The 24843-nt window shown below is 39.8% G+C and carries 22 protein-coding genes and 1 other RNA gene; 13 read left to right on the plus strand and 10 right to left on the minus strand.

The features are described from left to right. Positions 1-16 precede the first annotated feature (16 nt). Genes lspA through HPE63_RS03130 form a run of 3 tightly spaced genes read left to right on the plus strand, consistent with a single transcriptional unit; the run spans position 17 to position 1763 of the window. Positions 17-499 carry a signal peptidase II gene (gene lspA / locus HPE63_RS03120; protein ID WP_188312764.1) on the plus strand — a complete coding sequence of 161 codons (483 nt, stop codon included), beginning with the start codon at positions 17-19 and terminating at the stop codon, positions 497-499. 2 nt (positions 500-501) lie between these two features. Next, a complete protein-coding gene (locus HPE63_RS03125) occupies positions 502-1194 on the plus strand; it encodes an RluA family pseudouridine synthase (protein ID WP_188313147.1) in 693 nt (230 codons plus the stop codon). 41 nt (positions 1195-1235) lie between these two features. Then, on the plus strand, positions 1236-1763 hold the full coding sequence (locus tag HPE63_RS03130; protein WP_223198032.1) for a DUF4252 domain-containing protein: 528 nt from the start codon (positions 1236-1238) through the stop codon (positions 1761-1763). Positions 1764-1791: 28 nt separating this feature from the next. On the opposite strand, the gene HPE63_RS03135 is transcribed toward HPE63_RS03130, so the two are convergent. Both HPE63_RS03135 and HPE63_RS03140 read right to left on the minus strand, forming a co-directional pair. Continuing rightward, the gene (locus HPE63_RS03135; RefSeq protein WP_223198033.1) at positions 1792-2649 is read right to left on the minus strand and encodes a DMT family transporter; all 858 of its coding nucleotides are present in this window, start codon (positions 2647-2649) and stop codon (positions 1792-1794) included. An 8-nt stretch (positions 2650-2657) separates the two neighbouring features. Then, on the minus strand, positions 2658-4202 hold the full coding sequence (locus tag HPE63_RS03140) for a hypothetical protein (protein WP_188312765.1): 1545 nt from the start codon (positions 4200-4202) through the stop codon (positions 2658-2660). A 146-nt stretch (positions 4203-4348) separates the two neighbouring features. Between HPE63_RS03140 and HPE63_RS03145 the strand changes: the two genes are divergently transcribed. Next, positions 4349-5521, plus strand: coding sequence for a 2-isopropylmalate synthase (locus HPE63_RS03145; RefSeq protein WP_188312766.1), 1173 nt, complete (start codon positions 4349-4351; stop codon positions 5519-5521). Further along, positions 5522-6640 (plus strand): 3-isopropylmalate dehydrogenase, encoded by a 1119-nt coding sequence (gene leuB, locus HPE63_RS03150; protein ID WP_188312767.1) that lies wholly within the window; start codon positions 5522-5524, stop codon positions 6638-6640. On the opposite strand, the gene HPE63_RS03155 is transcribed toward leuB (HPE63_RS03150), so the two are convergent. Beyond that, positions 6633-7871: a TlpA family protein disulfide reductase gene (locus HPE63_RS03155; RefSeq protein ID WP_188312768.1), complete on the minus strand. Its 1239-nt coding sequence runs from the start codon at positions 7869-7871 to the stop codon at positions 6633-6635. The genes leuB (HPE63_RS03150) and HPE63_RS03155 overlap by 8 nt on opposite strands. A gap of 130 nt (positions 7872-8001) precedes the next feature. Here HPE63_RS03155 and pheT point away from each other — a divergent pair, with 130 nt between their 5' ends. Next, positions 8002-10428, plus strand: coding sequence for a phenylalanine--tRNA ligase subunit beta (gene pheT / locus HPE63_RS03160; protein ID WP_188312769.1), 2427 nt, complete (start codon positions 8002-8004; stop codon positions 10426-10428). Here the strand turns inward: pheT and HPE63_RS03165 are convergent. Continuing rightward, a complete protein-coding gene (locus HPE63_RS03165; protein ID WP_188312770.1) occupies positions 10420-10995 on the minus strand; it encodes a fasciclin domain-containing protein in 576 nt (191 codons plus the stop codon). The genes pheT and HPE63_RS03165 overlap by 9 nt on opposite strands. 212 nt (positions 10996-11207) lie before the next feature. Here HPE63_RS03165 and HPE63_RS03170 point away from each other — a divergent pair, with 212 nt between their 5' ends. Then, the gene (locus HPE63_RS03170) at positions 11208-11927 is read left to right on the plus strand and encodes a hypothetical protein (protein WP_188312771.1); all 720 of its coding nucleotides are present in this window, start codon (positions 11208-11210) and stop codon (positions 11925-11927) included. Between the two features lie 17 nt (positions 11928-11944). Here the strand turns inward: HPE63_RS03170 and HPE63_RS03175 are convergent, their stop codons facing one another. After that, complete coding sequence (locus HPE63_RS03175) at positions 11945-13072, minus strand: hypothetical protein (protein ID WP_188312772.1); 1128 nt, start codon at positions 13070-13072, stop codon at positions 11945-11947. Between the two features lie 26 nt (positions 13073-13098). Beyond that, positions 13099-14727, minus strand: a complete 1629-nt coding sequence (locus HPE63_RS03180; protein ID WP_188312773.1) for an ABC-F family ATP-binding cassette domain-containing protein — start codon at positions 14725-14727, stop codon at positions 13099-13101. 174 nt (positions 14728-14901) lie between these two features. Between HPE63_RS03180 and HPE63_RS03185 the strand changes: the two genes are divergently transcribed. Continuing rightward, positions 14902-16287 carry a transaldolase gene (locus tag HPE63_RS03185; RefSeq protein WP_188312774.1) on the plus strand — a complete coding sequence of 462 codons (1386 nt, stop codon included), beginning with the start codon at positions 14902-14904 and terminating at the stop codon, positions 16285-16287. A gap of 60 nt (positions 16288-16347) precedes the next feature. On the opposite strand, the gene fsa is transcribed toward HPE63_RS03185, so the two are convergent. The 4 genes from fsa to HPE63_RS03205 form a co-directional block, all read right to left on the minus strand. Further along, positions 16348-17001: a fructose-6-phosphate aldolase gene (gene fsa / locus HPE63_RS03190; RefSeq protein ID WP_188312775.1), complete on the minus strand. Its 654-nt coding sequence runs from the start codon at positions 16999-17001 to the stop codon at positions 16348-16350. Positions 17002-17053: 52 nt separating this feature from the next. Next, positions 17054-17863: an SDR family oxidoreductase gene (locus tag HPE63_RS03195; RefSeq protein WP_188312776.1), complete on the minus strand. Its 810-nt coding sequence runs from the start codon at positions 17861-17863 to the stop codon at positions 17054-17056. Positions 17864-17988: 125 nt separating this feature from the next. Then, positions 17989-18087: signal recognition particle sRNA small type (gene ffs / locus HPE63_RS03200), an RNA gene on the minus strand. Between the two features lie 264 nt (positions 18088-18351). Further along, positions 18352-19461 (minus strand): DUF2911 domain-containing protein, encoded by a 1110-nt coding sequence (locus HPE63_RS03205; protein WP_188312777.1) that lies wholly within the window; start codon positions 19459-19461, stop codon positions 18352-18354. Positions 19462-19652: 191 nt separating this feature from the next. On the opposite strand from HPE63_RS03205, the gene leuC reads away from it, so the two are divergent. From leuC to leuB (HPE63_RS03230), 5 genes are all read left to right on the plus strand, one after another. After that, the gene (gene leuC / locus HPE63_RS03210) at positions 19653-21068 is read left to right on the plus strand and encodes a 3-isopropylmalate dehydratase large subunit (RefSeq protein ID WP_188312778.1); all 1416 of its coding nucleotides are present in this window, start codon (positions 19653-19655) and stop codon (positions 21066-21068) included. A 43-nt stretch (positions 21069-21111) separates the two neighbouring features. After that, positions 21112-21708 (plus strand): 3-isopropylmalate dehydratase small subunit, encoded by a 597-nt coding sequence (gene leuD, locus HPE63_RS03215; RefSeq protein ID WP_188312779.1) that lies wholly within the window; start codon positions 21112-21114, stop codon positions 21706-21708. Between the two features lie 30 nt (positions 21709-21738). Next, positions 21739-23256: an alpha-isopropylmalate synthase regulatory domain-containing protein gene (locus tag HPE63_RS03220; RefSeq protein ID WP_188312780.1), complete on the plus strand. Its 1518-nt coding sequence runs from the start codon at positions 21739-21741 to the stop codon at positions 23254-23256. Positions 23257-23425: 169 nt separating this feature from the next. Continuing rightward, positions 23426-23659, plus strand: coding sequence for a four helix bundle protein (locus HPE63_RS03225; protein ID WP_394355013.1), 234 nt, complete (start codon positions 23426-23428; stop codon positions 23657-23659). Between the two features lie 63 nt (positions 23660-23722). Continuing rightward, entirely contained in the window at positions 23723-24778 is a 1056-nt protein-coding gene (leuB, locus tag HPE63_RS03230; RefSeq protein WP_188312781.1) for a 3-isopropylmalate dehydrogenase, read from the plus strand. The last annotated feature ends 65 nt before the right edge of the window (positions 24779-24843 follow it).

Raw genomic sequence — 24843 nt, forward strand, 5'->3', positions numbered from 1 at the left:
CCATAGCACGAGGTAAATGTTGAAAAGATTAAGCATAGTCCTTTTTGTTTTATTGAACATTGGATGCGATCAATGGTCCAAGGACCTGGTTCGCAAACATGTTGAACCGATGGATTATATACAAGTGGTGAATGACAATTTGATTTTGACCAATGTAGAGAATACCGGGGCCATGCTTGGTTTTGGCCAAGGCTTCCCTCCCCTAGTTAAAATGATATTTCTAAAAGGACTGCCACTGATCGTATTGTTGATCTTATTGGCCAGGACCCTACAAAAAACAAACCTTAATCGTTGGTTGGTTCTTGCTTTTGCTTTTGTAATCGGGGGTGGAATGGGAAATCTTATAGACCGAATTGCCTATGGTTCGGTCACCGATTTTTTCCAGATTAAAATAGGCATTTTAAAAACAGGTATTTTTAATATGGCCGATGTTTCCGTGACTATAGGGGTTTTTCTTTTACTCTTTTTGACATTGCGTTATAGAAATTTATCCATTTAATGATGTCGAATACGCGATCTACATCAAAAAATCTTCAACTCCTTTACGAAGACAACCATTTAATCGTCGTCAATAAGCGTCCTGGAGATATTGTACAGGGAGATAAAACCGGGGATATCCCTTTAAGTGAGATCGTTAAACAGTATATCAAAGAAAAATATAACAAACCTGGTAATGTTTTTTTAGGAGTCGCCCATAGATTGGACCGACCTACTTCGGGAATCGTGGTTTTTGCAAAAACCTCAAAATCTTTAACCCGATTAAATAAACTATTTGCTGAAAAAGAGGCGAAAAAAACATATTGGGCCGTGGTAAAGAATAAGCCTCCCAAAAGTCATGATACCCTTACCCATTGGTTATTTCGAAACACAAAGCAAAATAAATCCTATGCCAACAGTACTGAGGTAAATAACAGTAAGAAAGCGGTATTGGATTACCGATTGATCAAGAAACTGGATAATTATTTCTTGTTGGAAATCGATTTAAAAACGGGACGGCATCATCAGATAAGGGCGCAATTAACGGCCATCGGTTGCCCTATCAAAGGAGATCTCAAGTACGGCTTTGACCGTAGTAATAAAGATGGGAGTATTCATCTACATGCACGGGGCTTATCATTGATACATCCTGTACAAAAAGAATCCCTTGAGATTATCGCCCCCGTACCCGATGATCCAGTTTGGAATGCTTGTTGATGTTTTTTTGCTACTTTTAAATCCTAAACATACACTATACCATGATCAAAAGAGCATTTTTACTTATCGGTCTGATTCTTTCAGCCTCTTGCGGAAGTTATAACTCCATCGACACTTTTTACAACGCCCACAAAAACGACAACCAAGTTACGGCCATTCGCATTCCCCGGTTTATGCTCACTTTAATTAGTGGCATTTCACCAGAAATGCAATCCCTTGTTGGGAATACCAAGGATTTGAGATATATGCGCTTTCCCAGTGCTACCCCGGCAAGGACACAATTTCTGAACAACCAAATGAATGGTATCACAGGTAATTCTTTTATTGAGGTATATCGTAAAAATGACGATTTAAAAAGAAATGTAGTATCCATTCGTGAAAAGTGCAATAGTGTAAAGGAGATATTGATTTACAACAATGACAACCTAAATGGTTCATTCCTTTATTTTAATGGGGATTTCGACCCTGTAAAAGTGCGCGAAATGGCCAAGAACAATGAGTTTGGTAAAATGGGTGATGGCCTTATAAAACAGTTCAATCCTGAAACTCCAGGCATCAATCAACCCTAAGGCGAATTGCCCTTTACCCATCAAAACCTTATCGGGAAGTTCGGATACTTTCAATGACCACGGACCCCAATATAAACGTACCCCCTATAATGGTGGCGACTGTAGGGATTTCTGATAAAAAAATGGCACCGATCAGAATACCGTATATCGGTTGGATACTACTGATTATACTTACCGATGTCATTGAAAAATGTTTGAAGGTCGTTAGGAACAAAGTATGACCTATGGCTGTGGTCAAAACGGCCAGCGCTATGATGCCTTCCCATTGCGATAGCAGTGTTTGCCCATCAATAAAGAAAAAAGCGGGTAATAATAAGAATCCTATAATCCCGGTTTGGTAAACCATTAACATAGAACCGTGGTAACTGGCTGCCTTGGATTTTAAAATGATATTTCTTAAAGCGTAGAACAAGGCAGAGGTAACACCTAAAACCAGGGCTAGTGTTTTGGAGTTTCCAAAATCTAAATCCGGGGTTAAAAAGTAAAGCCCACATAAAACAAGAATTCCCAATAAAACATGTATCCGTTGAAATTTGGTCTTAAGAATCAAAGGTTCCAAAAATGCCGTGATTACGGGATAAGTGAACAGCGACAACATTCCCAATGCCACATTTGACATTTGAAGGGCATAAAAATAAGTTAACCAATGTAAACACATCAAAACGCCACTTAAGAGGACCATAAACCTGTCCCCAGAACGAATATGTAAGGAAATTCCTTTCCATCGGCAAAAAAGAAATAATAGAAAAAACGCCAACACCCCCCTTGTTGCTATGGTAACGGGTACCGGTAATTGGACGTACCTTCCCAATGCCCCGGAAGTGCTGATAAAGAGCATTGCGAGATTAATTTCCAACAGATGGGAAAGATGCTGTTTATTTCTCAAACCGGAGCTTATCTTGTTTGTTGCATCGCCTTTTCACGAATGATCTGGGCAACCGGTTTATTCTCCAAATGGCTCTCTAGCCATGAAAGAATATCCAGATAAAGGAAGGCCCTTTTTTCATAAGGGTGGTTTTCATACTTTTTAAGTTCGTTATAGAGTTTTTGAAATTCGTTACGAAGATCACTCGGGTAGATGTTGCCAAGGTTACGTAAAAACTTTATCATCTCTTTCTGAACAGCATGAAGATCATTCATTTTCATCAAAAATTTATAGGTGCTTTTCAACTGAAGTTCCATGTGATAGTCCATCCCCGCCTCGTAATGCGCAACTAAACTTAAGACCCTTGCAAAACACATTAGGTCTTCACGCATTTTTAAATTTTTGTTGTCAATGATTTTCTTTAAGTATAAAATACAATTCTTATTATCGCCATTCCCAAAATAAAGACTGGCAATTTTATAATACAGGATCATTATATGGTGCGCATCCAAACGTTGTTTATGCTTATTGATGCCGTATTCAATAATTTTGACCAGATATAGCCCTTTGTTGAAAGTACCCTCCATAAAATGAAGATTCAATCTATTGGCATTTATATACAGGAAGGCCAGGGACGCAATATTATCATTTTTGGGAAAATCCTTCGCCTCAACCCTGGCTTCCAATCTTTGCAGCGTTTCTTTAAATTGGGAACTGTATTTTACAAAAAATAAAGACTCTAGCAAATAATGGTTTCCCTTTAGGAAAAAGACAGGGTTCAGTTGGATCATTTTTTCATTCTCATAAAAAAGATCCACCCATTTTTTGGCGTATTTATAACAGGAAAGAAAATCCTGGATCAAGAAACTATACCATAAATGCGCTTTATACAGCCATAATTTCTCTCGAAATCCGAGGTCTTCGATGTTGTATTTGGGCAACTTGTTCTTAAAATAGGTCTTCACCATTTTTAAATCCCCATCATTACGGACATATCCTACCTTGAGCATAAGACCATATAGTTGTAATGATAGGTTCGAAAGCTTACTGGTCATTACATTCTGCTCGGACAACTGTTTGGCTTGTATCGCTAATTCATCGGCCCTATCCGGAATACTTCTAGTAATATATTGTGTCTCGATTATTTTCTCGAGTTCCACTATTTCATAGGCTATATTCTTCTCCTCATTTTCGATAGCCACATATTTGGTTTTATCCAGGATTTTCAAACTCTGTTTGTAAAGACCTTTTTGATACAGAATGGTCGCGAAATCCAATTGCTCACGCAGTTGTACCCTAATATTCTGATTTACGGGATTTAAACGGAGACTTACCAGAATCTGTTTGTATAAATGGGCCTTTAAATTGGAAAGTTGCGATTTTTTAACAATCCCGCTATCCATAATTACCTTTTCGTCATATTGCTTTATTTTGTCCAATAAATTGAATAATGCCAAGAACTTAGCATCAGTATTTACTCCCAACCGGCCGACATACAGTTTAAATTGACGCTTTTCGGACTTGGAGAGCGATTTTACCAGAACAAACAATGCATCTTTATGTGCATTTGTCATCGTAATCTATATAGTTTAAATTGTTGTATATTAATGCTTTAGACGAACCAAAAAGTTACTTAACGTTGTAAATACAAACCTAAAATACAATTCGGTTGTACCATTGGTTATATATTCGTAAATGCTAGTAAATCTACAATAATATAATGAGTAAAGATATAGTACATATTTTTGATACCACGCTGCGTGATGGGGAACAGGTTCCTGGATGTAAGTTGGACAAGAAACAGAAATTGGTCATCGCCAGGCGACTTGATGAATTAGGGGTGGATATAATCGAAGCGGGATTCCCCAGGTCGAGCCCGGGGGATTTTAAATCGGTGATGGAAATTGCCAAAGTTGTAAAAAACGCTACGGTCTGTGGTTTGACCCGTGCAGTAAAAAAAGATATTGAAGTAGCGGCCGAGGCTTTAAAATATGCCAAAACCCCAAGAATACATACAGGTATAGGAACTTCAGATTCGCACATTCAACATAAATTCAATTCGAATAGGGAGGCCATTTTCGAACGGGCAATAGGCGCGGTCAAGTATGCCAAATCTTTCGTTGAAGATGTAGAGTTTTATGCGGAGGATGCCGGCCGAACAGATAATGAGTTCTTGGCAAGAGTTTGTGAAGCCGTAATCAAAGCTGGGGCAACTGTATTGAATATCCCGGATACTACGGGTTATTGCCTGCCAGAGGAATATGGCGCTAAAATGAAGTACCTCAAAGAAAATGTTACTGGAATCGATAAAGCGATTCTTTCCTGTCACTGCCACAATGATCTTGGTTTGGCAACGGCCAATTCAATAGCTGGAGTCATCAATGGTGCTCGGCAAATCGAATGTACCGTTAATGGTATCGGTGAACGGGCAGGCAATACATCCTTGGAAGAAGTGGTCATGATCCTAAGACAACACCCTTACCTTGGGTTAGACACAAATATCAATAGTCGATTATTGTACGATACCAGTCTCATGGTTTCTGAAAAAATGGGAATGGTAGTGCAACCCAACAAGGCCATTGTAGGCGCCAATGCCTTTGCCCATAGTTCTGGTATTCATCAAGATGGCGTAATCAAAAATAGGGAAACCTATGAGATTATGGATCCTGCCGATGTTGGGGTAAATGAATCATCCATTCTACTCACCGCGAGAAGTGGGAGGGCTGCTTTGGCCTATCGGGCGAAAAAAGTCGGTTACGAACTGACCAAAGTACAATTGGATAGGGTCTATGAAGAGTTTTTAAAGTACGCGGATAGGAAAAAGGAAGTTGTTGATAAGGACATACATGAAATCGTCGAAAAAAGTAATATTAAAATTGAAAGTGTTTCGTAAATGAAATTGAATATTGCTGTTTTAGGTGGCGATGGCATAGGGCCTGAAGTACTGGCCCAAGCTGTCAAATGCCTATTGGCGGTTGAGGAAAATTTTGGCCATCAATTTACTTTTACCGAAGGATTGATCGGCGCTGCAGCCATGGACCAAACAGGAAATCCTCTTCCCGATGCCACCATAGAGCTTTGTAAATCTTCCGATGCTATTTTGTTCGGCGCTATAGGCACCCCAAAATACGACAATGACCCCAATGCCAAAATTCGCCCTGAAGACGGCCTTTTGTATTTACGCAAGGAATTGGACCTTTTCACAAATATTCGCCCAGTTAAAGTTTTCCCGGCACTCATAAACAATTCTCCAATAAAAAGGAGTGTCATCACTGGAACCGATTTAGTAATATATCGTGAGCTTACCAGTGGCATTTATTTTGGGGAAAAAAGTTTAAGTGCCGATGGAACAGTGGCAACGGATTTATGTAGATATACCGAAGAAGAAATAAGCCGCGTGGCCCATATGGCTTTTAAAGCTGCCAAAAAAAGAAAAGGAAAACTGACTTTAGTCGATAAAGCCCATGTATTGGAAACCTCAAGACTCTGGCGAAGGGTCGTTGCCGAAGTGGCTGAAAGTTATCCAGAGGTAGAATTGACCAATATGTATATTGACAATGCCGCAATATTGATGACACTAAAACCAACTTCTTTTGATGTCATCCTGGCGGATAATATGTTTGGTGATATTCTTTCTGCCCAATGCAATGTGCTTATAGGATCATCGGGATTATTACCCTCCGCTTCGGTCGGGACCAACTATGCCATGTTCGAACCTATTCATGGTTCCTATCCACAGGCGAAAGGTAAGGATATTGCCAACCCAATTGCCGCAATTTTAAGCGCTGCCCTACTTCTTAATCATTTTGGACTTAAAGAAGAGTTTAATGCTGTTGTCGCAGCTGTTCATAAATCGTTCAGGAAAAAGATAGTGACTATGGATATCATGGGAAGCACTAAATATGGCACATCTAGCGTTGGGGATTTTATCTCGAAAAATATTGTTGATGTTGATGACAACTTGAACATCAATGATGAGAATATAGGCTTGGGACAATCAACGATTATTTAATAAAATCGTCTTGGGCTGAAGACAATTGCCTTACGAATACATCGAACTCTTTCTTGAACACATCATATTTTTCACCGGTTGCCGGACCATTGAATCCTGTTTGGATTTTCTTTACCTCACCCTTTTTATCGATATAAATCGTTGTTGGATACGATAGTAAATGATTCAGCATCGGTAATTTTTCGTGTGCCTTTATTTTACTCGAAGTACCATATTGAGCCAGTAAAATAGGGTACCCGATACCTAAAGCCGTTCTTAACCTATCGATGCGTTGAAACGCCTTTTCCTCGGTTTTGGCATATTCAAATGCCAAAGCCACGATTCCAACTTCAACTTCTGGGTTATCCTTTAAATAATTGACCAGAAATTTTGATTCATCAAGGCAATTGGGGCACCAAGTACCCATAATCTGTATGATCATGGCCTTGTTCCTGAAGCGTTCATCCGTTAAGGAAACCAAACGCCCATCGGAATCGGGAAAAGCAAAGGTGAATTTATCATAGCCTGGTTTTAAGTATGTCAAGGAATTCTCATCGGGTAATTCAAAACTTTCATTTCTTCTTGCAACAAAGGGTTCTTGAAAATGATTGCCCGAATAAAATATGCCCAATAAACTACTATCCGTCGCTTTTGCGGTGAATAAAAAAGCATGCGCCCCATCAAACGTCGAGACTTTCATTATATCACCATCCATTACCCCCTCCAAGTATCGATAATCACCTGTGGTTGTCCTGAAGGTGCCCTTGACTTTATTGCCGACCTGAGTGAATATTCCCTTTCCTAAGTAACTATGATCGGTATCTGGACTGAATTCCGTTTCCCATATACCGGAAATACTGAGCATAGGCTCCCTATTACTTTTAAACCTATCGCGTTTCCCATGAGTAGCTTTAAAAGGAACTATGCGATTAAGACTTTCTTTGATGAATTTCCCAGTAATCGTTGTATCTGTATAATTCCCCGCTATGTATCCTTCAAAAACAGGTAATCGAATTACTATGGAATCTTTCAGGACCTCAATTTCATCAACCTTGATAACTTCATCAGCATTAATAATATTGATGGTCAATTGCCCCTTATCCCGCTTTAATTCAAAATTAAAAGGTAATATTTCCCTATCTTGAGTCTGCAATTCAGCAAGCCAAAACCCTTCAGAGAGTTTTGAATCCCGGTGTTTTCCACAAGAGATACATAAGATAAATGCCGATAGGAACAATCCGATTTTTTGCATAATTTTAATTTCGTACCATATGTCGAAGAAATGAAAATCATCGTACATAAAAAAATAAAAACAAATCAATCACAACTGTATTGAATGTCTTATATCATTGTTTTATCTTTACCAGCTTTAAATTAAGCCAATGAACATATCTTACAACTGGTTAAAACAATTTCTCAAAATAGATTGGGAGGCCAATAAAACAGGTGAGCTTTTGACCGATTTGGGTTTAGAGGTGGAAGGCATTTCAGCTTATGAGACCGTAAAAGGTGGCCTTAAAGGTATAGTTGTAGGCCATGTACTCACTTGCCAACAACACCCAAATGCTGACCGACTTAAATTAACCACTGTAGATATTGGCGAAAAAAATCCACTTCAAATCGTCTGCGGGGCACCGAATGTAGCCATAGGTCAAAAAGTGCCCGTAGCCACAATTGGAACTACGTTATATTCAAAAGACGGGGAAGCCTTTACGATAAAGAAAGGTAAGATCCGCGGGGAGGAAAGTCATGGAATGATCTGTGCCGAAGATGAAATGGGTCTTGGTGATAGCCATGACGGCATTATGGTCTTAAGTGATTCCTTGGTGCCTGGAACCCCATGTGCCAAAGTATTTGAGCTTGAGAACGATGAGGTTTTTGAAATTGGCCTTACCCCGAACAGGGCCGACGCCATGAGTCACTATGGTGTTGCGAGGGACTTAAAAGCGGGTCTTAAACAAAAAGAAGTCGCAATAGAAATGATCACACCTTCAACCAGTCATTTTCATATTACCAACAGGTCCCTGAAGATAGATGTGATGGTTGATAACAATACCCTAGCGCCCAGGTACTGCGGGGTTACCCTGAGCAATTTAATTGTGCAACCTTCTCCGAATTGGTTAAAAGATAGGTTAAAGGCCATCGGTCTTAGCCCTATAAATAATGTGGTTGATGCTACCAATTATGTTTTACATGAAATGGGACAACCCTTACATGCTTTTGATGCCGATCGAATTTTTGGTAAGAAGATAATTGTCAAAACATTGCCCAAGGGGACTAAATTCATGACCTTGGACGGTGTCGAAAGGGAACTCCATGAAGAAGATCTTATGATATGTGATGCTGAAAAGCCTATGTGCATTGCAGGTGTTTTTGGAGGAATCAACACCGGAGTCACTGAAAATACCAGATCTATTTTTTTGGAAAGCGCCTATTTTGACCCAATTGCCATTCGAAAAACTGCCAAACGACACGGTTTGAATACCGATGCGTCTTTCCGATTTGAACGGGGTGTCGATATTGAAAATGTGGAATATTGCCTAAAACGGGCGGCACTATTAATCAAAGAAATTGCCGGTGGTGATATTACCTCGGATATCGTTGATCTTTATCCAATCAAGAAAAACGATAACCAGGTCTTTTTGACATTTGATAAAATTGACAACCTTATTGGCCAGAAAATCCCTAGAGATACTATTAAATCTATTTTGGCTTCCCTTGAGATCAAAGTAAAAAATGTGACAGAATCCGGAATGGGATTGGTAATACCTTTTTATAGGGTCGATGTTCAGCGCGAAGTAGATGTCATCGAAGAAATCTTAAGGGTTTATGGCTATAATAATATTGCATTCGGGGATAAATTGAATGCCTCTATTGCCCCTATTTCAAAATATGAGGATTATAATTTACAAGATATCATCGGCGATTTCCTTGCCGCACGGGGTTTTTATGAAATAATGACCAATAGCCTTACCTCTCCTGATTATGTTGAAGGCTTAAAGGAGCTAAAAAGTGAACAGTCAGTAACTATACTGAATCCTTTGAGCACGGAATTATCGGTAATGCGCCAAAGTATGCTAATGAATGGTCTTGAAACCATATCGTATAACATAAATCGTAAAAATCGAAATCTGAGGCTCTTTGAATTCGGGAAAACCTATCATCATTTTACCGATAAGTATGTTGAGAACAAACATCTGAGTCTATTTGTTTCTGGAAACAGGAACAATACAGGTTGGGCTTCCCCAGAAAAACAAACAGACTTTTTCTTCTTTAAATCGGTTATTGTGAATACTTTAACCCGATTGGGCATTACGGATATTAGTTCTAACCCCTTGGAAAATACCCTATTTTCAGAAGGATTGACATTCTCATGCAATAAAAGGAAGCTAGTACATTTTGGGGTCGTTGATAAAACCGTAACCAAACGTTTTGATCTAAAACAGGAGGTGTTGTATGCAGATTTTAACTGGGACACCATAGTTGAATTGGTCCCCAAGACAGAAATAAAATTCAAGCCCATCCCGAAATATCCGGAGGTAAAACGCGATTTCGCATTGCTATTAGATGAGCATATCGAGTTTAAAAGAATTCATGATATTGCTTTCCAAACAGAACGGACGCTTTTGAAAAATGTAAATCTATTTGACGTGTATACTGGGAAGAAACTGCCTAAAGGAAAAAAATCGTATGCAGTAAGCTTTACTTTACAGGATGATAATAAGACACTGACGGACAAGCAGATTGACAAAATAATGTCGAAATTGCAGTATCAGTATGAAAATGAACTCGGTGCCGAATTAAGGTAAAAAGGTAGCGTTCCGAGGCAAAATCACACTATCTATTTCGTGGATTATCCCGTTACATTGATTTACGTCGGCCGTGGTTATCATTGCTGTATTTCCAAAACTATCGGTTAAAACAATATCTATACCTTTTATTGTAGCCGTAAGGGATTCACCTTGTACGGTCATAAAAGTAGCTTTACCTCCACCCCTGCATAAGGCTCTGAGAATTCTGGAGGCTGTAAATTCGCCGGCAATTATATGATATCGTAAAAGAGCCTGTAAGGCACCTTTATTTTCTGGTTCGAACAAGTCAGTGGCCGTATCTGAAAACAAAGTATCCAAGGCTTGATCCGAAGGTGCGAAAACCGTGAACGGTCCATCATAGCTCAACACATTGTCTAATCCTGCGGCTTTCATGGCTGCAGATAACGTATCATGATTACCGGAGTTTTCGGTATTCCAATTAATGGATTCCTGAAAATCCATTGCCAATAAGTTACTTTCTGAGTTTGGATAACGGTCTTGGGCGGAGGCGAAAAAAGTCAAAAAAAGAGTCAACAAGACCAGCTGGGGGACATAACATTTCATTTAGGTTCTATTTAGGTATTTAGGGCTTGATAGTATTTCATCGATGAAATGCATCGAATGATCGACAATATACAATAAAAGACCGTGTCTGTCACTGTCGTACCATGCGCTTCATAGAATTTAACATATTTTTAACAATTGAGGTTTAACACTCGAAAATTTGATACTTCCGTAATTTTTTTAAATTTGGATGTATCGATAATTGAAATGCTATGAAATTAGAGAAAACAGACATAGAGCAAGTGTTGCAAAAGGCGAAATTGAAGGAATTCGATAGTATCGATATTCTGGAAGAAATCAAGCAAATTTTCGAAGCTGGGGAGAAGCATAAGGATAGGATAGAAAATGACCTAATGCATGGAAATCCCAGAGCCGCCTCCCATTTCAACTTTGACCTTTTGGCCTCTGAAAATATATATCACCTAGACCAAATACGTAAGATTTGCACCGATTACCGCCTCCGATTCTTGGATTCAAAATATTTCAAGGGCGATATTCCTCAGGAAGCAATCTCAAAAATCCAACATCTTGAAAAAGAGCACAATACTGTACTTTCGAACTTTAAGATAATCGCGCCTTCAAAACTGTTCAAATTAAAGGATAAGGACGACCCCTTATTATTTGTTACCCTTGGCAATGATTATTTTTATTTTATCCATAAATGGGGCAATGACCTACACCCCTTGCGGAAGACGTTTATGTGGCCTTTCAAGAATATAGTTAACCTTGCCATTACTGTATTCGTCTTAAGCTATTTAACGACATTACTGATTCCCATGGAACTTTTCTCAAAAACGAATACGGGGTATGAGTTCTGGTTGTTGTTCCTGTTTATATTCAAATCAGCGGTTGGGGTTGTTATTTTCTATGGTTTTGCCAAAGGAAAGAACTTTAACCATGCCATTTGGAATAGCAGGTATTTCAATTACTGAATATTTTCAAAAGTATTTTAGTTTTGATAGAACACCGCATAGGGGATTCCATTGATATCCAGGTTATCCAAAAACTCAGGTTCGGGCTCCAATTGTATCCGTAGAAGTCCACCATTGCTTTCGTCATCCTTTTTTTGATAACCTACCAACATAACGTTGTTTATATCATCGTAACCTATCATGGTCGTTTTCCCTATGTTAAACTCAAATTCCAATTGGGAAGCCGTTAGAAAGTTTGCATAGTAATATAACAATGCCAGATTATCGGAGAAATCATATATTGCCGGAATTCCAGAAAATTCAGTTTCAGGTCGAATATAAAATAACCTTCCCTCACTATCAAACGAGTTGGATTTAGAACTATAAAACATGGGTTCCTTACCATCTTCGTAGCTAATATATTGTACACCCATGGTAATGCTGTTTAATACCGTATGCAATTCTTGGTACGAAATGATCATATTCTGATCGGTATCCGCGAAAATCCGTTCCACATCATATCCCAATCCAATTTCGTGGATCAACGTTTGGGATCCCATATCGATAACCGATAACGAATTTTCATCGGTTATTTCCAAATCTATGGTCAATACGAATAAACGACCATTGGCATAGTCCATTTGCAGCGGTTTTTTATCCAATTCTATATCAATAAAATTATCTTCCTCAATGGCAAGATCTATGGCCCTGACATAGTATTTACTGATTTTAGCGGTCTCTTCGACCACATAGGACACATATAGGATCCCATCTTTAATGGCAATTGATGTGGTATTAAGGTTACATTCCACCAAATCGCCAAATAGTGCATAGGTACTAGCCGTATCATCCTTGAAATCGTGAATGGTAACTTGTCCGCTACATTCGGTTAATCTGCTATAATACGCAAAGGTTGTCCCTTGCCGGAAAGTTATCTCGGGCAACAAAACACTTTCAAAGGTGCTTTGGGCACCGCTGAGATTCATCGTAGACTCCGTAGCATTGAGCAATTGGACCGATAGTTGATCGTTGTTACTTTGAAGCAATACATAATCTGCGTTGTAAAAGCTCTCTTCTTCTTCTTTGGGAATATCAGTAACTTCTGAAGAACTGCACCCAAAGACCACAAATACCAAAAGAGCATAAAAAATGCCATAGGTTTTCATAATGTAAGATTTAGGCGCCGCGTAAACTATACCGTCACCCCGTACATCTTGTTACGTTGCTCCTTTATAGTCTTATCGGACATATATTCATCAAACGTTAAATACCTGTCAATGTTGCCTGTAGGTGTCAATTCTATGATACGATCTGCCACGGTTTCGGCAAATTCATGGTCATGTGTAGTAAATAGGACAGTTCCTTTAAAATTCTTAAGCGAATTGTTAAATGCGGTAATACTTTCAAGATCCAGGTGATTTGTAGGTTCATCGAGCATGAGCACATTGGCTCGGATCATCATCATTCTGCTCAACATACATCGTACTTTTTCCCCTCCTGAAAGGACTGTACACTTTTTGAGGGCTTCTTCCCCACTAAATAACATTTTACCTAAAAACCCCCTGATATAGACCTCTTCGCGCTCTTCTTCGGTCTTGGCCCATTGGCGCAACCAATCGACCAAATTGATGTCTTGGGTAAAGAAATCTGAATTATCTGCTGGCAGATACGACTGTGTTGTGGTCACACCCCACTGAAATTCTCCCGAATCTGGTTTTTTATTGGCATTCAATATTTCGTAAAAAGCGGTAGTGGCCCTTGAGTCACGGGAAATAATTGCCACCTTATCCCCTTTTGCCAAATTCAAGGTGACCTTATCGAATAATAAATCACCGTCTTCGGAAGTGGCTTTTAATCCCTGAACGTTCAATATTTGATCTCCCGCTTCCCGCTCACGGTCAAAAATCAGGGCCGGATACCTTCTACTGGAAGGTTTTATATCCTCGACCTTTAATTTTGACAGCATTTTCTTTCGAGAGGTGGCCTGTTTACTTTTGGCTACGTTTGCACTAAATCGCATGATAAACTCCTGCAGTTCCTTTGCCTTTTCCTCTGCCTTTTTATTTTGTTGGGCGCGTTGTCGAGCCGCCAATTGGCTACTTTCGTACCAAAATGTATAATTCCCTGAATACAGGTTCATTTTCCCGAAATCAATATCCGCAATATGCGTACATACGGCATCAAGGAAGTGACGGTCATGGGAAACCACTATCACTGTATTTTCATAATCCGCCAAAAAGTTTTCGAGCCATCCTATCGTTTCATAATCCAAATCGTTCGTTGGCTCATCCATTATCAATACATCAGGGTTTCCAAAAAGGGCTTGGGCCAAAAGCACCCTGACCTTCAATTTAGAATCCATTTCGGCCATTAGGGTATAATGTAATTCTTCATGGATACCCAAATTAGACAATAAGGCCGCCGCATCACTATCGGCGTTCCATCCGTTCATTTCTTCGAATTGAACCTGTAGTTCCCCTATTTTATCAGCATTTTCATCCGTATAATCGGCATAAAGGGCATCAATCTCATTCTTAATTTTAAAGAGGGGTTTATTGCCAATGACCACGGTTTCCAAGACCGTGTTTTCATCATAGGCATTGTGATCTTGCTCTAAAATGGACATACGCTTGCCCGGCTCTAAATGAACATGGCCCGAAGTTGGGTCTTTTTGTCCGGATAATATCTTTAAGAAGGTACTTTTACCGGCCCCATTGGCGCCAATGACCCCATAACAGTTCCCCTGGGTAAACGAAACATTAACTTCATCAAACAACACGCGTTTGCCAAATTGTACAGATAAATTTGAAACCGATAACATATTCCTCTTTTTTAAAATCCGTGCAAAAATAGTCAAATTTATACGCCTAGACCAATAATCTTCGCCCTTAAATACTGAGAATATCTTAACTAAACCGTATGTTTTTTTAACTCGCAATTAACAGGGTGCCATATATGGGTTCATTAATTTTGTGGACATAGTACATATTCATCTATGAATAAAAGTTTACTTTATCTGTTTCTATTTCTTTTAGCAGGTTGTAGCGAAAGCAAGAAAAATTCCCCCAATGTTTTTTTCGGCGGTGAAATCGTAAACCCAACCAGCAAACATGTAGTTCTTTATAAGGGCGATGTTGTAATTGATTCTTCCGCATTGGATGCGAACAATAGGTTTTCCTTTAAACTGGATTCAATCGAAGATGGACTCTACCATTTTAAACATGCTCCCGAATTACAATATGTATACCTTGATAAAGGGGACAGCCTTATGCTGCGTTTAAATACGGTAGATTTTGATGAATCTCTTGTTTTTTCGGGGACTGGTGAGGAGATAAACAATTTCATGTTGGAGATTTTTTTGGCTAATGAGGGAGAAGAATATCTTATCGATCAGTACTATCTATTAGATGCAGAAGACTTCAGTAGAAAAGTCGATTCATTACAACAAATGAAGTTGGATCTATTAAACGATCTTAATCTTGAGTTTCCCTTGACGAAAAAGGAAATGGAAATCGCTACGGCGGACGTCGTATATAATTATGCAAAATTCAAGGAACGTTACCCCTTTAAACATAAAAGATTATCCAAGGAAAAAACAGTTCCAAAGTTAACCAAGGAGTATTATGCCTACAGAAAAGACCTGACCTATAATAACAAGGACTTAACCTATCTAAGGCCCTATTATGAATTTATGGTCAACCACTTTGGTAATTTATCATACATGTCCTGTACCCATGGTTGTGACATTAAGGATAACATGGCAAAAAACCATCTTCATTTCAATAAACACAAATTGAAACTAATCGATAGCTTGGTGATAGAAAAGGAATTAAAGGATAACCTTTTTAGGAATGTAGCCGTTGATTACCTATTGAAGGTACACGATACTGAAGAAAATATTAATATTTTCATGGAAGTTTTCCACGCCTTATCAGGTAATAACAAACATATTGCTGAAATCGACGATCTTTACGAAGGCATTAAAAACATTCAACCCAATAAAAGAATCCCTGAAATCAAGGTTACCAACTTTAATGGGGATAAGGTTTCCCTGCCCAGTATCTCAAAAGATAGGAAAACCGTCTTCTACTTTTGGTCTGCGGCCAATAAAAAACATCTGAACGATATTTCGAAACGTATTAGATATTTAACCCAACAAGAACCTTCGTATACGTATGTCGGTATTAATGTAGAGACCAATTTGGATGAATGGAAATCACTCTTACCCATGGAAGGTCTAGATGCTGAAAACCAATATCGCGCCGATAACTTTGAAGAACTGACAAAGGCATTGATCGTTTACCCAATGAACAAATGTATTATCGCTGAGAATGAATTGATCGTAGATGCATTCGGGGATATTTATCGTTCCTTCAAATAAAGAACCCGAAAACCAATGGCCTTCGGGTCTATTTATTTAGTGCTGGGATTAAAGTTACTGTCAGTTACCCTTCTTATAATCCGCCAGGAATTTTTCTAACCCAATATCGGTCAACGGATGTTTTAAAAGACCTTCAATAGAAGAAAGAGGTCCTGTCATTACATCGGCCCCTAATTTGGCACAATCGATTACATGCATCGTATGCCTCACAGATGCGGCTAATATTTGCGTTTCAAACGCATAATTGTCATATATATGACGTATTTCGGCAATTAAATTAAGTCCATCGGTAGAAATATCATCCAATCGCCCAATAAAAGGGGATACATAGGTGGCCCCAGCTTTTGCAGCCAATAAAGCCTGCCCTACTGAAAAGACCAGCGTACAATTTGTACGTATACCTTTATCCGAAAAATATTTTAATGCTTTTACCCCATCTTTGATCATGGGCACCTTTACCACAATTTGCTCGTGCAAATCCGCCAATTCCTCTCCTTCTTTGATCATGCCCTTAAAATCTGTGGCTATAACTTCAGCAGAAACATCCCCATCTACAATGTTGCAGATATCAACATAATGTTTTAAGATATTATTGCGTCCCGTAATGCCCTCTTTGGCCATTAATGATGGATTGGTTGTTACTCCATCTAACACCCCTAGTTCCTGGGCTTCCTTAATTTGATTTAAATTGGCTGTATCGATAAAAAACTTCATGTAATTGGAATTTGATTAATAATAGGACTTGCTACTTTTGAACCCACCAAATTTACAATTTATAATGGTTTAATAGCAGTTTCTCATATGCTTTATCCGATAAAAGCCTCTTCAGGAAAATGGAGAACTTTTGCATAAATGATCCTACTTTATAATGCACCTTTGGATTTTTGGCCATTATGATACCATAGACCTTAAGGGCAACCTGTACGGGGTCATTCCCGCCAGAAACATCCTCATTGATTAACTTCAAAGTGCCGCCATAGGCCTCTTTATAAGGTGAATCGTCTAAAATCGGGGCATGATATCTACCATTGGCGATATTCGTGGCAAAATCACCTGGAGCCAAATTGGTCATTTGGATACCGAAATCCTTGGTCTCCATTCGAAGTGCTTCTGTCGTTATTTCCAAAGCACTTTTTGTTGCTGAGTAAATACCCCGATAAGGCAAACCCATGTACCCGGCAATCGAGGTAATATTAATAACGAGTCCGCTCCTTTGTTTGCGCATTTGGGGTAAAACAGCCTTGATCATATGTAAGGGCCCATGAAAATTCGTCTCAAAGGCTTTTAGGATCTCCTCGTGTGGGGTTTCCTCGATCGGTCCTGTGATACCTACCCCGGCATTATTGATCAATACATCCAATCGGCCTTCCTTGTCCAAGAGCATGGAAACGGCTTTATTAATTGTAGTGGTATTCCTAACGTCCAATTCCAAAAGATCAAAATCATTGAAATCAGGATATTTGGTAAGATTTCTGGTGGTTCCATAAACCTTAAAACCCTTTGTCTTTAGAAAATTACCGATCGACTTTCCTATCCCGGATGAGCCCCCGGTTATAAGCACTATTTTTTGCTCCATAATAGTTGCAAATTAACGAATAAAAAAAGGTCCTATAAAAAGCCAATTCCAAATCATTGAATTGTTGAAAACCTTTAAAAAATGAATTACGGTATTTGAGTTCCTGGAAGATTTGAAGAATAAAAAAACGGCAAGCTACCTACATCGCACCGCTACGACCGTATACCCTTGCTGCGTTCCCACCCTGGGGGATTCTACAGGAGCTGGTCGTGTAGGACTTGCCGCGTGCAAATATACAATCTTTTACACCAAAAAATAAACCAATCAATCATCATTTATACCTCTTAATAATGAAGTCATTGTCTACCAATGATTTAAAGCTACCTAATTAAAGATCTGTAACATCTGAATAAGAAAGATGCTGCGATTATAGCCAATACATTCTCCTTATAGATACAGAATTATTGAGATTGGAAAAAGAACAGGGGTTAATCTAGAAAAACCCTGACGATCAAATCAGGGTTTTTACGGTTCATGCGATTCGTTTTTTAATTGATGTCCTCCCCATTCTCAATTTTTACAAGGTACCCTGCAATAGCATCCTTATTGGGTTGGTCAGGAGCCCTAGTGGCAGCTATTTTTAAATGTTTTAGCGCAGTCTTGTAATTTCCTAAAGCCGAATACCCTCTGGCCAATCCAAAATCTACAGGCCATTGTCCTTTGTTCTTCTTTGCATTCAGCTTAAAGACCTCCATGGCCTTCTGCTTTTGCCCTTGACCTATTAGTTGTCGACCATAGCCATGAATTTCAAAAACCGTTGCATAATCCAAAGCTTCATCCATTACGGCGGCCGCCTCAGTGGTTTTACCTTGCTTAGTGAGGATCTGTGACTTGATACTGAGGTTATTAAAATTTTTCTGACTAAAGAATTGTCCAGCTATAGTGGCCTCTATCCAACCTAAGGCTTCATTCAAATCACCTCCATTGTTCAAGGAGAAATTTGCAGCTTGTTCCCAGGTTTGTCTATTAAAACCTGGCTCATTTTCCAACTTCTGGCGTATGTCCGAAAGCACTATATCTGCAACATCTACTTCAACCTTAAAAGGAATCTTCTTTTTTCCCCAGCTTAGGGTTACAAGTGCCGAATTGGCCGTTACCTCATCAAAAGCATAGGTTAATTGTTCGGTATGTGCTGTATCCGCCATATTCACATCAACTCGTAAGGCATCGTCTGAAGGGTTATAGAAGTAGCTTCCCCAAGCTGTATGGTTTTTTGAAAAAATAATTGTAGCCTTATCATTTTCATGAATGACCATATGAAGTCCATACTTGCCAGCTGGCAATGTCTTCCCCTCAATTTTTACATCATCCTTAAATTTTATGACTGTATTTTCGTTTGCACCTGCCCGCCATGGGGATTCTTTGGCAGTTCCGAATCCTAGATTGTTCATTCCATACGGAACTAGCTTCCCCCAAATTTCCCTTCCATTTACACTAGGTCTTGAGTATTCTATTGAAATATCGGTAATGCCCACGCGTTGGGTTATTTTCGCCATTTGACTTCCCCTCGGAAGATTCAATTGTGCCGATGTACTGATAAAACAGAACATTAGAATCAAGGTCATTGCGATTGGATTTGTTGTGTACTTTTTTTTCATTGGATTGTTATTTAGATTCTTGCAGAACAAGGTATTAATTGTTGAATTGGAATTAACTTACCATTATGTTAAAGTAGTCAAGGCTAATGTTAAACTATAATATCAGTTTGAACATCGTAATTTCATCGCTAATAATTTCCCTAAAAAGGCTAGTTTTAATAGTTTTGCACGCTTAGAAGAAATAGCATTATATGAGTTCAAAAAAGACACTATTTGACAAAGTTTGGGATTCCCATGTGGTCCATCATATTGATAATGGCCCGGATGTTCTCTTTATCGACCGGCATATGGTCCATGAAGTTACCAGTCCAGTAGCCTTCTTAGGTTTAAAAAATCGAGGGATAAAGGTTTTACATCCCGAGAAGACCTTTGCTACGGCCGACCATAATACGCCCACCATTAATCAGCATTTACCCGTTGAAGACCCGCTTTCTGCCAATCAGTTGAAGGCCTTGGAGCAAAACGCTGAGACTTATGGCATATCGTACTGGGGATTGGGCCATGAAAAAAATGGAATTGTTCATGTGGTAGGTCCAGAGTACGGGATTACCCAACCTGGGGCGACCATTGTATGTGGTGATTCACATACCTCTACCCATGGTGCCTTTGGGGCCATTGCGTTTGGTATTGGAACTTCTGAAGTAGAAATGGTTCTGGCTACCCAATGTATTATGCAGGCCAAACCTAAGAGTATGCGTATCAATGTTGAGGGATCGCTAAACAAAGGGGTAACGCCCAAGGATGTTGCCTTGTATATTATATCCCAACTGACCACTTCAGGTGCCACAGGCTATTTTGTGGAATATGCCGGACAGGCTTTTCGTGATATGACGATGGAAGGTCGAATGACCGTATGTAACCTTAGTATTGAAATGGGGGCCCGTGGCGGTATGATTGCTCCTGATGAAAAGACCTTTGCCTATGTTCAAGGGCGGGAATTCTCCCCAAAAGGTGAGGCTTTAAACAAGGCCATGACCTATTGGGAAACCTTGTTTACCGATGAGGGCGCCCAGTTCGACAAAGAAATTACTTTTGATGCATCGAACATCGAACCCATGATTACCTACGGTACGAATCCGGGAATGGGTATCGGAATTTCCAAATCGATTCCAACAGCTGATGTCGTTGAAGGCGGTGCAGCAACCTACCAAAAATCGCTTAAGTATATGGATTTCCATGAAGGTGAGAATATGATTGGAAAACCCATAGATTTTGTTTTTCTTGGAAGTTGTACCAATGGTAGGATTGAAGATTTTAGGGCATTTACGGCTATCGTAAAAGGAAGGAAAAAAGCGGATAATGTAACGGCTTGGTTGGTACCAGGATCTCATAAAGTAGAGTCCGCGATAAAGGAAGAAGGTTTGCTCGACATATTGGAGGAAGCCGGATTTACCTTGCGCGAACCTGGTTGTTCTGCCTGTTTGGCTATGAACGATGATAAGATTCCTGCAGGAAAATATGCGGTAAGTACATCGAACCGGAATTTTGAAGGTCGCCAAGGACCAGGTTCCAGAACCTTGTTGGCGAGTCCGTTAGTAGCCGCAGCAGCAGCTGTCACCGGAAAAGTGACCGATCCTAGAGATCTCATGGAGATGGAAATGGCTTAGTGCAAAACGCAATACTTTTAACTTCAAACTTTTAACTTTAAACATGGCATACGATAAATTCAACATACTAACCTCTTCTGCGGTACCACTGCCTATCGAGAATGTGGATACCGATCAAATTATCCCGGCGCGTTTCTTAAAGGCAACGGAGCGTAAAGGTTTCGGTGACAATCTATTTAGGGATTGGCGTTATAATTCCGATAATTCACCTAAACAGGATTTTGTTTTGAACAATCCTATTTATGGCGGAAAAATCTTGGTCGGTGGAAAAAATTTTGGCTCCGGTTCCTCAAGGGAACATGCGGCATGGGCCGTCTATGACTATGGCTTTCGTTGTGTGGTCTCCAGTTTCTTTGCGGATATATTTAGAAACAATTGTTTAAATATAGGGGTTTTACCCGTTCAGGTGAGTCCTGAATTTCTTCATAAGATCTTTACAGCTATCGAAGTAGATCCCAAAACCCAATTAAAAATCGATCTTCCTGAGCAGTCTGTCACCATTCTTGCTACAGGGGAAAAGGAAAGCTTCGAGATTAATGACTATAAGAAAGCGAACATGACCAACGGTTTCGATGATATTGATTACTTACTCAACATTAAGGATAAGATCAGCGAATACGCTCAAGATACACCCCTGTAAGCGCAATATTAATCATAAAGTTCCCTATAAATGAATAAGCGACGGATTGAAATAATGGACACCACCCTGCGTGATGGGGAACAAACCTCGGGAGTGTCCTTTTCGGTATCCGAAAAACTTACCTTGGCCAAATTACTTCTGGACGAGCTTAAGGTAGATCGTATTGAAATTGCATCAGCCAGGGTTTCTGAAGGGGAATTAAAGGCGGTTCAGGAAATTACACATTGGGCTGCCGAAAAAGACTATTTAGATAGGGTTGAGATATTGACCTTTGTCGATGGGGGCGTTTCGTTGCAATGGATGGAGAAAGCCGGTGCAAAAGTGCAGAACCTGTTGACCAAAGGTTCTTTGAACCATCTTACCCATCAACTTAAGAAAACACCGGAACAACATTTTGAGGATATTTCCAAAACGTTGCAGCAAGCCAGCAAACAAGGGATCAAAACCAATGTCTATCTAGAGGATTGGAGTAACGGGATGCGAAATTCAAAGGGCTATGTTTTTCAATACCTTGATTTTTTGACGAAACAACCTGTTGAACGCATACTTTTGCCCGATACGCTTGGGGTATTGACACATAATGAGACTTTCGAATTTCTATCCCAGATTATCAAAAGATATCCTGATATACATTTCGATTTTCATGGACACAATGATTATGACCTAGGTGTGGCCAATGTCATGGAAGCTATAAAAGCTGGTTGCCATGGCATTCATCTTACCGTAAACGGTATGGGTGAACGCGCAGGTAATGCACCCATGGCTAGTGTGGTCGCAGTTATCAATGATTTTCTTCCTGAAGTTGAAATAGCTGTCAACGAATCCTCTTTGTACAAGGTCAGTAAATTGGTTTCTGCCTTTACGGGTTTTGGAATACCCGCCAATAAACCCATTGTGGGCGATAATGTATTTACCCAAACTGCGGGGATCCATGCGGATGGCGATAGTAAAAAAGATCTTTATTTTAATGATCTCTTGCCCGAAAGGTTTGGACGTAAGCGTAAATATGCCTTGGGAAAAACTTCTGGGAAAGCCAATATCCAAAAGAATTTACAGGAGTTGGGCCTTACCTTGAATAATGAGGAACTCAAAAAAGTTACCCAACGCATCATTGAACTTGGCGATAAAAAGGAACGTGTAACGAAGGAAGACCTACCTTTTATCATTTCCGATGTATTGAACAGTGGTGGGTATCAGCAAAAGGTGTTTGTTAAATCCTACGTCCTAACCCACTCTAAAGGCCTAAAACCCTCAACGACAGTGGCATTGGAAATCAATGGCGAGCTGCATGAAGCCCATGCCCAAGGAGACGGACAATACGATGCCTTTATGAATGCTTTGCGCAAGATTTATAAATCAAAGAAACGGGAATTCCCTAAACTTACGGATTATGCGGTACGTATTCCTCCCGGAAGTAATTCTGATGCCCTTTGTGAAACGATTATCTCTTGGGATAATAACGGAAAGGAATTTATTACCCGTGGATTGGATTCCGATCAAACCGTTTCGGCCATAAAAGCCACTGAAAAAATGTTGAATATTATTTAAAGCGCTATTCGCTTAACGCCATACGCTATACGCTTTCAATTTTGGTAAAAAATAGATGAGGGATTATAAAAAATATAAAGTTTGGGAATTAGGTCATGAAGTTACTTGAGAAGTTTATCGCTTAACAAAAACTTTTCCAAAGGATGAAAACTTTGGTATTACCAGTCAAATGAGAAGAGCTGCATATTCGATTCCTTCAAATATTTCTGAAGGTTGCGGAAGAGAATCTGATGCGGAATTTAAACGCTTTCTCACTATAGCCAGAGGATCTACCAGTGAACTTGAATATTTTACTATTCTTGCTAAAGATTTAGAATATATAAAAGAGGAAATTTTTTCTGAGCTAAATGATAAAGTGGACAGAATCAGAAGAAGTATAACTAATTTAATAAACAAAATTTAACTAATAACAAACGACAACATTTTGCGCATAGCGTAAAGCGTTCAGCGTAAAGCCCAAAAAAGAATGAAATTAAACATAGCCCTTTTAGCAGGAGACGGTATAGGACCAGAGGTCATCGATCAGGCGGTAAAAGTATCCAATGCCATTGCCAAGAAATTCAACCATGAAATCAACTGGAAACCCGCTTTGACGGGAGCTGCGGCCATTGATGCCGTTGGGGAACCCTATCCGGATGAAACCCATGAAATCTGTGCAAATGCCGATGCGGTATTGTTCGGTGCCATTGGTCACCCAAGGTTCGACAACGATCCCTCTGCCAAAGTAAGGCCAGAGCAAGGATTATTGAAAATGCGACAAAAACTAGGGCTGTTCGCCAATGTGCGGCCGACCTTTACCTTTCCTTCCTTAATAGACAAATCACCGCTAAAAAGGGAACGAATCGAAGGAACCGACTTGATCATACTCCGCGAATTGACAGGGGGTATTTACTTTGGGGAACGGGGTAGAAAAGATGGGGGCGATACGGCTTTTGATACCATGACCTACCAACGGTTCGAAATACAACGTTTGGCCAAAAAAGGGTTTGAAATGGCCATGAAACGTTCTAAAAAATTATGTTGTGTGGACAAGGCCAATGTGCTTGAATCTTCCCGACTATGGCGTGAAACCGTACAGGCGATGGAAAAAGACTATCCCGAAGTGGAGGTTTCCTATGAGTTTGTAGATGCTGTCGCCATGCGTTTGGTGCAATGGCCCAAAGCCTATGATGTAATGATCACCGCCAACTTGTTTGGGGATATATTAACCGATGAGGCTTCTGTGATTTCGGGCTCTATGGGCTTAATGCCCTCTTCCTCAGTCGGGAGCAAGGTGTCGTTGTACGAACCCATCCATGGGTCGTACCCACAAGCGGCGGGCAAGGATATTGCGAATCCGTTGGCCACCGTATTATCCGCAGCCATGCTTTTTGAAGATATGGATCTGACCGAGGAGGCCCAAGCCATTCGCGATGTGGTCAATAAATCCTTGGCCGAAGGCGTAGTGACCGAAGACCTTGCAGATGGTGCTAAAGCCTATAAGACCAGTGAAGTTGGGGATTGGTTGGCCGCTAATATTTAATATAATTGTCATTCCTGCGAAGTAGGGAAACCCATAAACCAAACCCAATGATTACTCATTGGGTT

Origin of the sequence: Maribacter arenosus, from assembly GCF_014610845.1 — a bacterium.
In the GTDB taxonomy this organism is placed as follows: domain Bacteria; phylum Bacteroidota; class Bacteroidia; order Flavobacteriales; family Flavobacteriaceae; genus Maribacter_A; species Maribacter_A arenosus.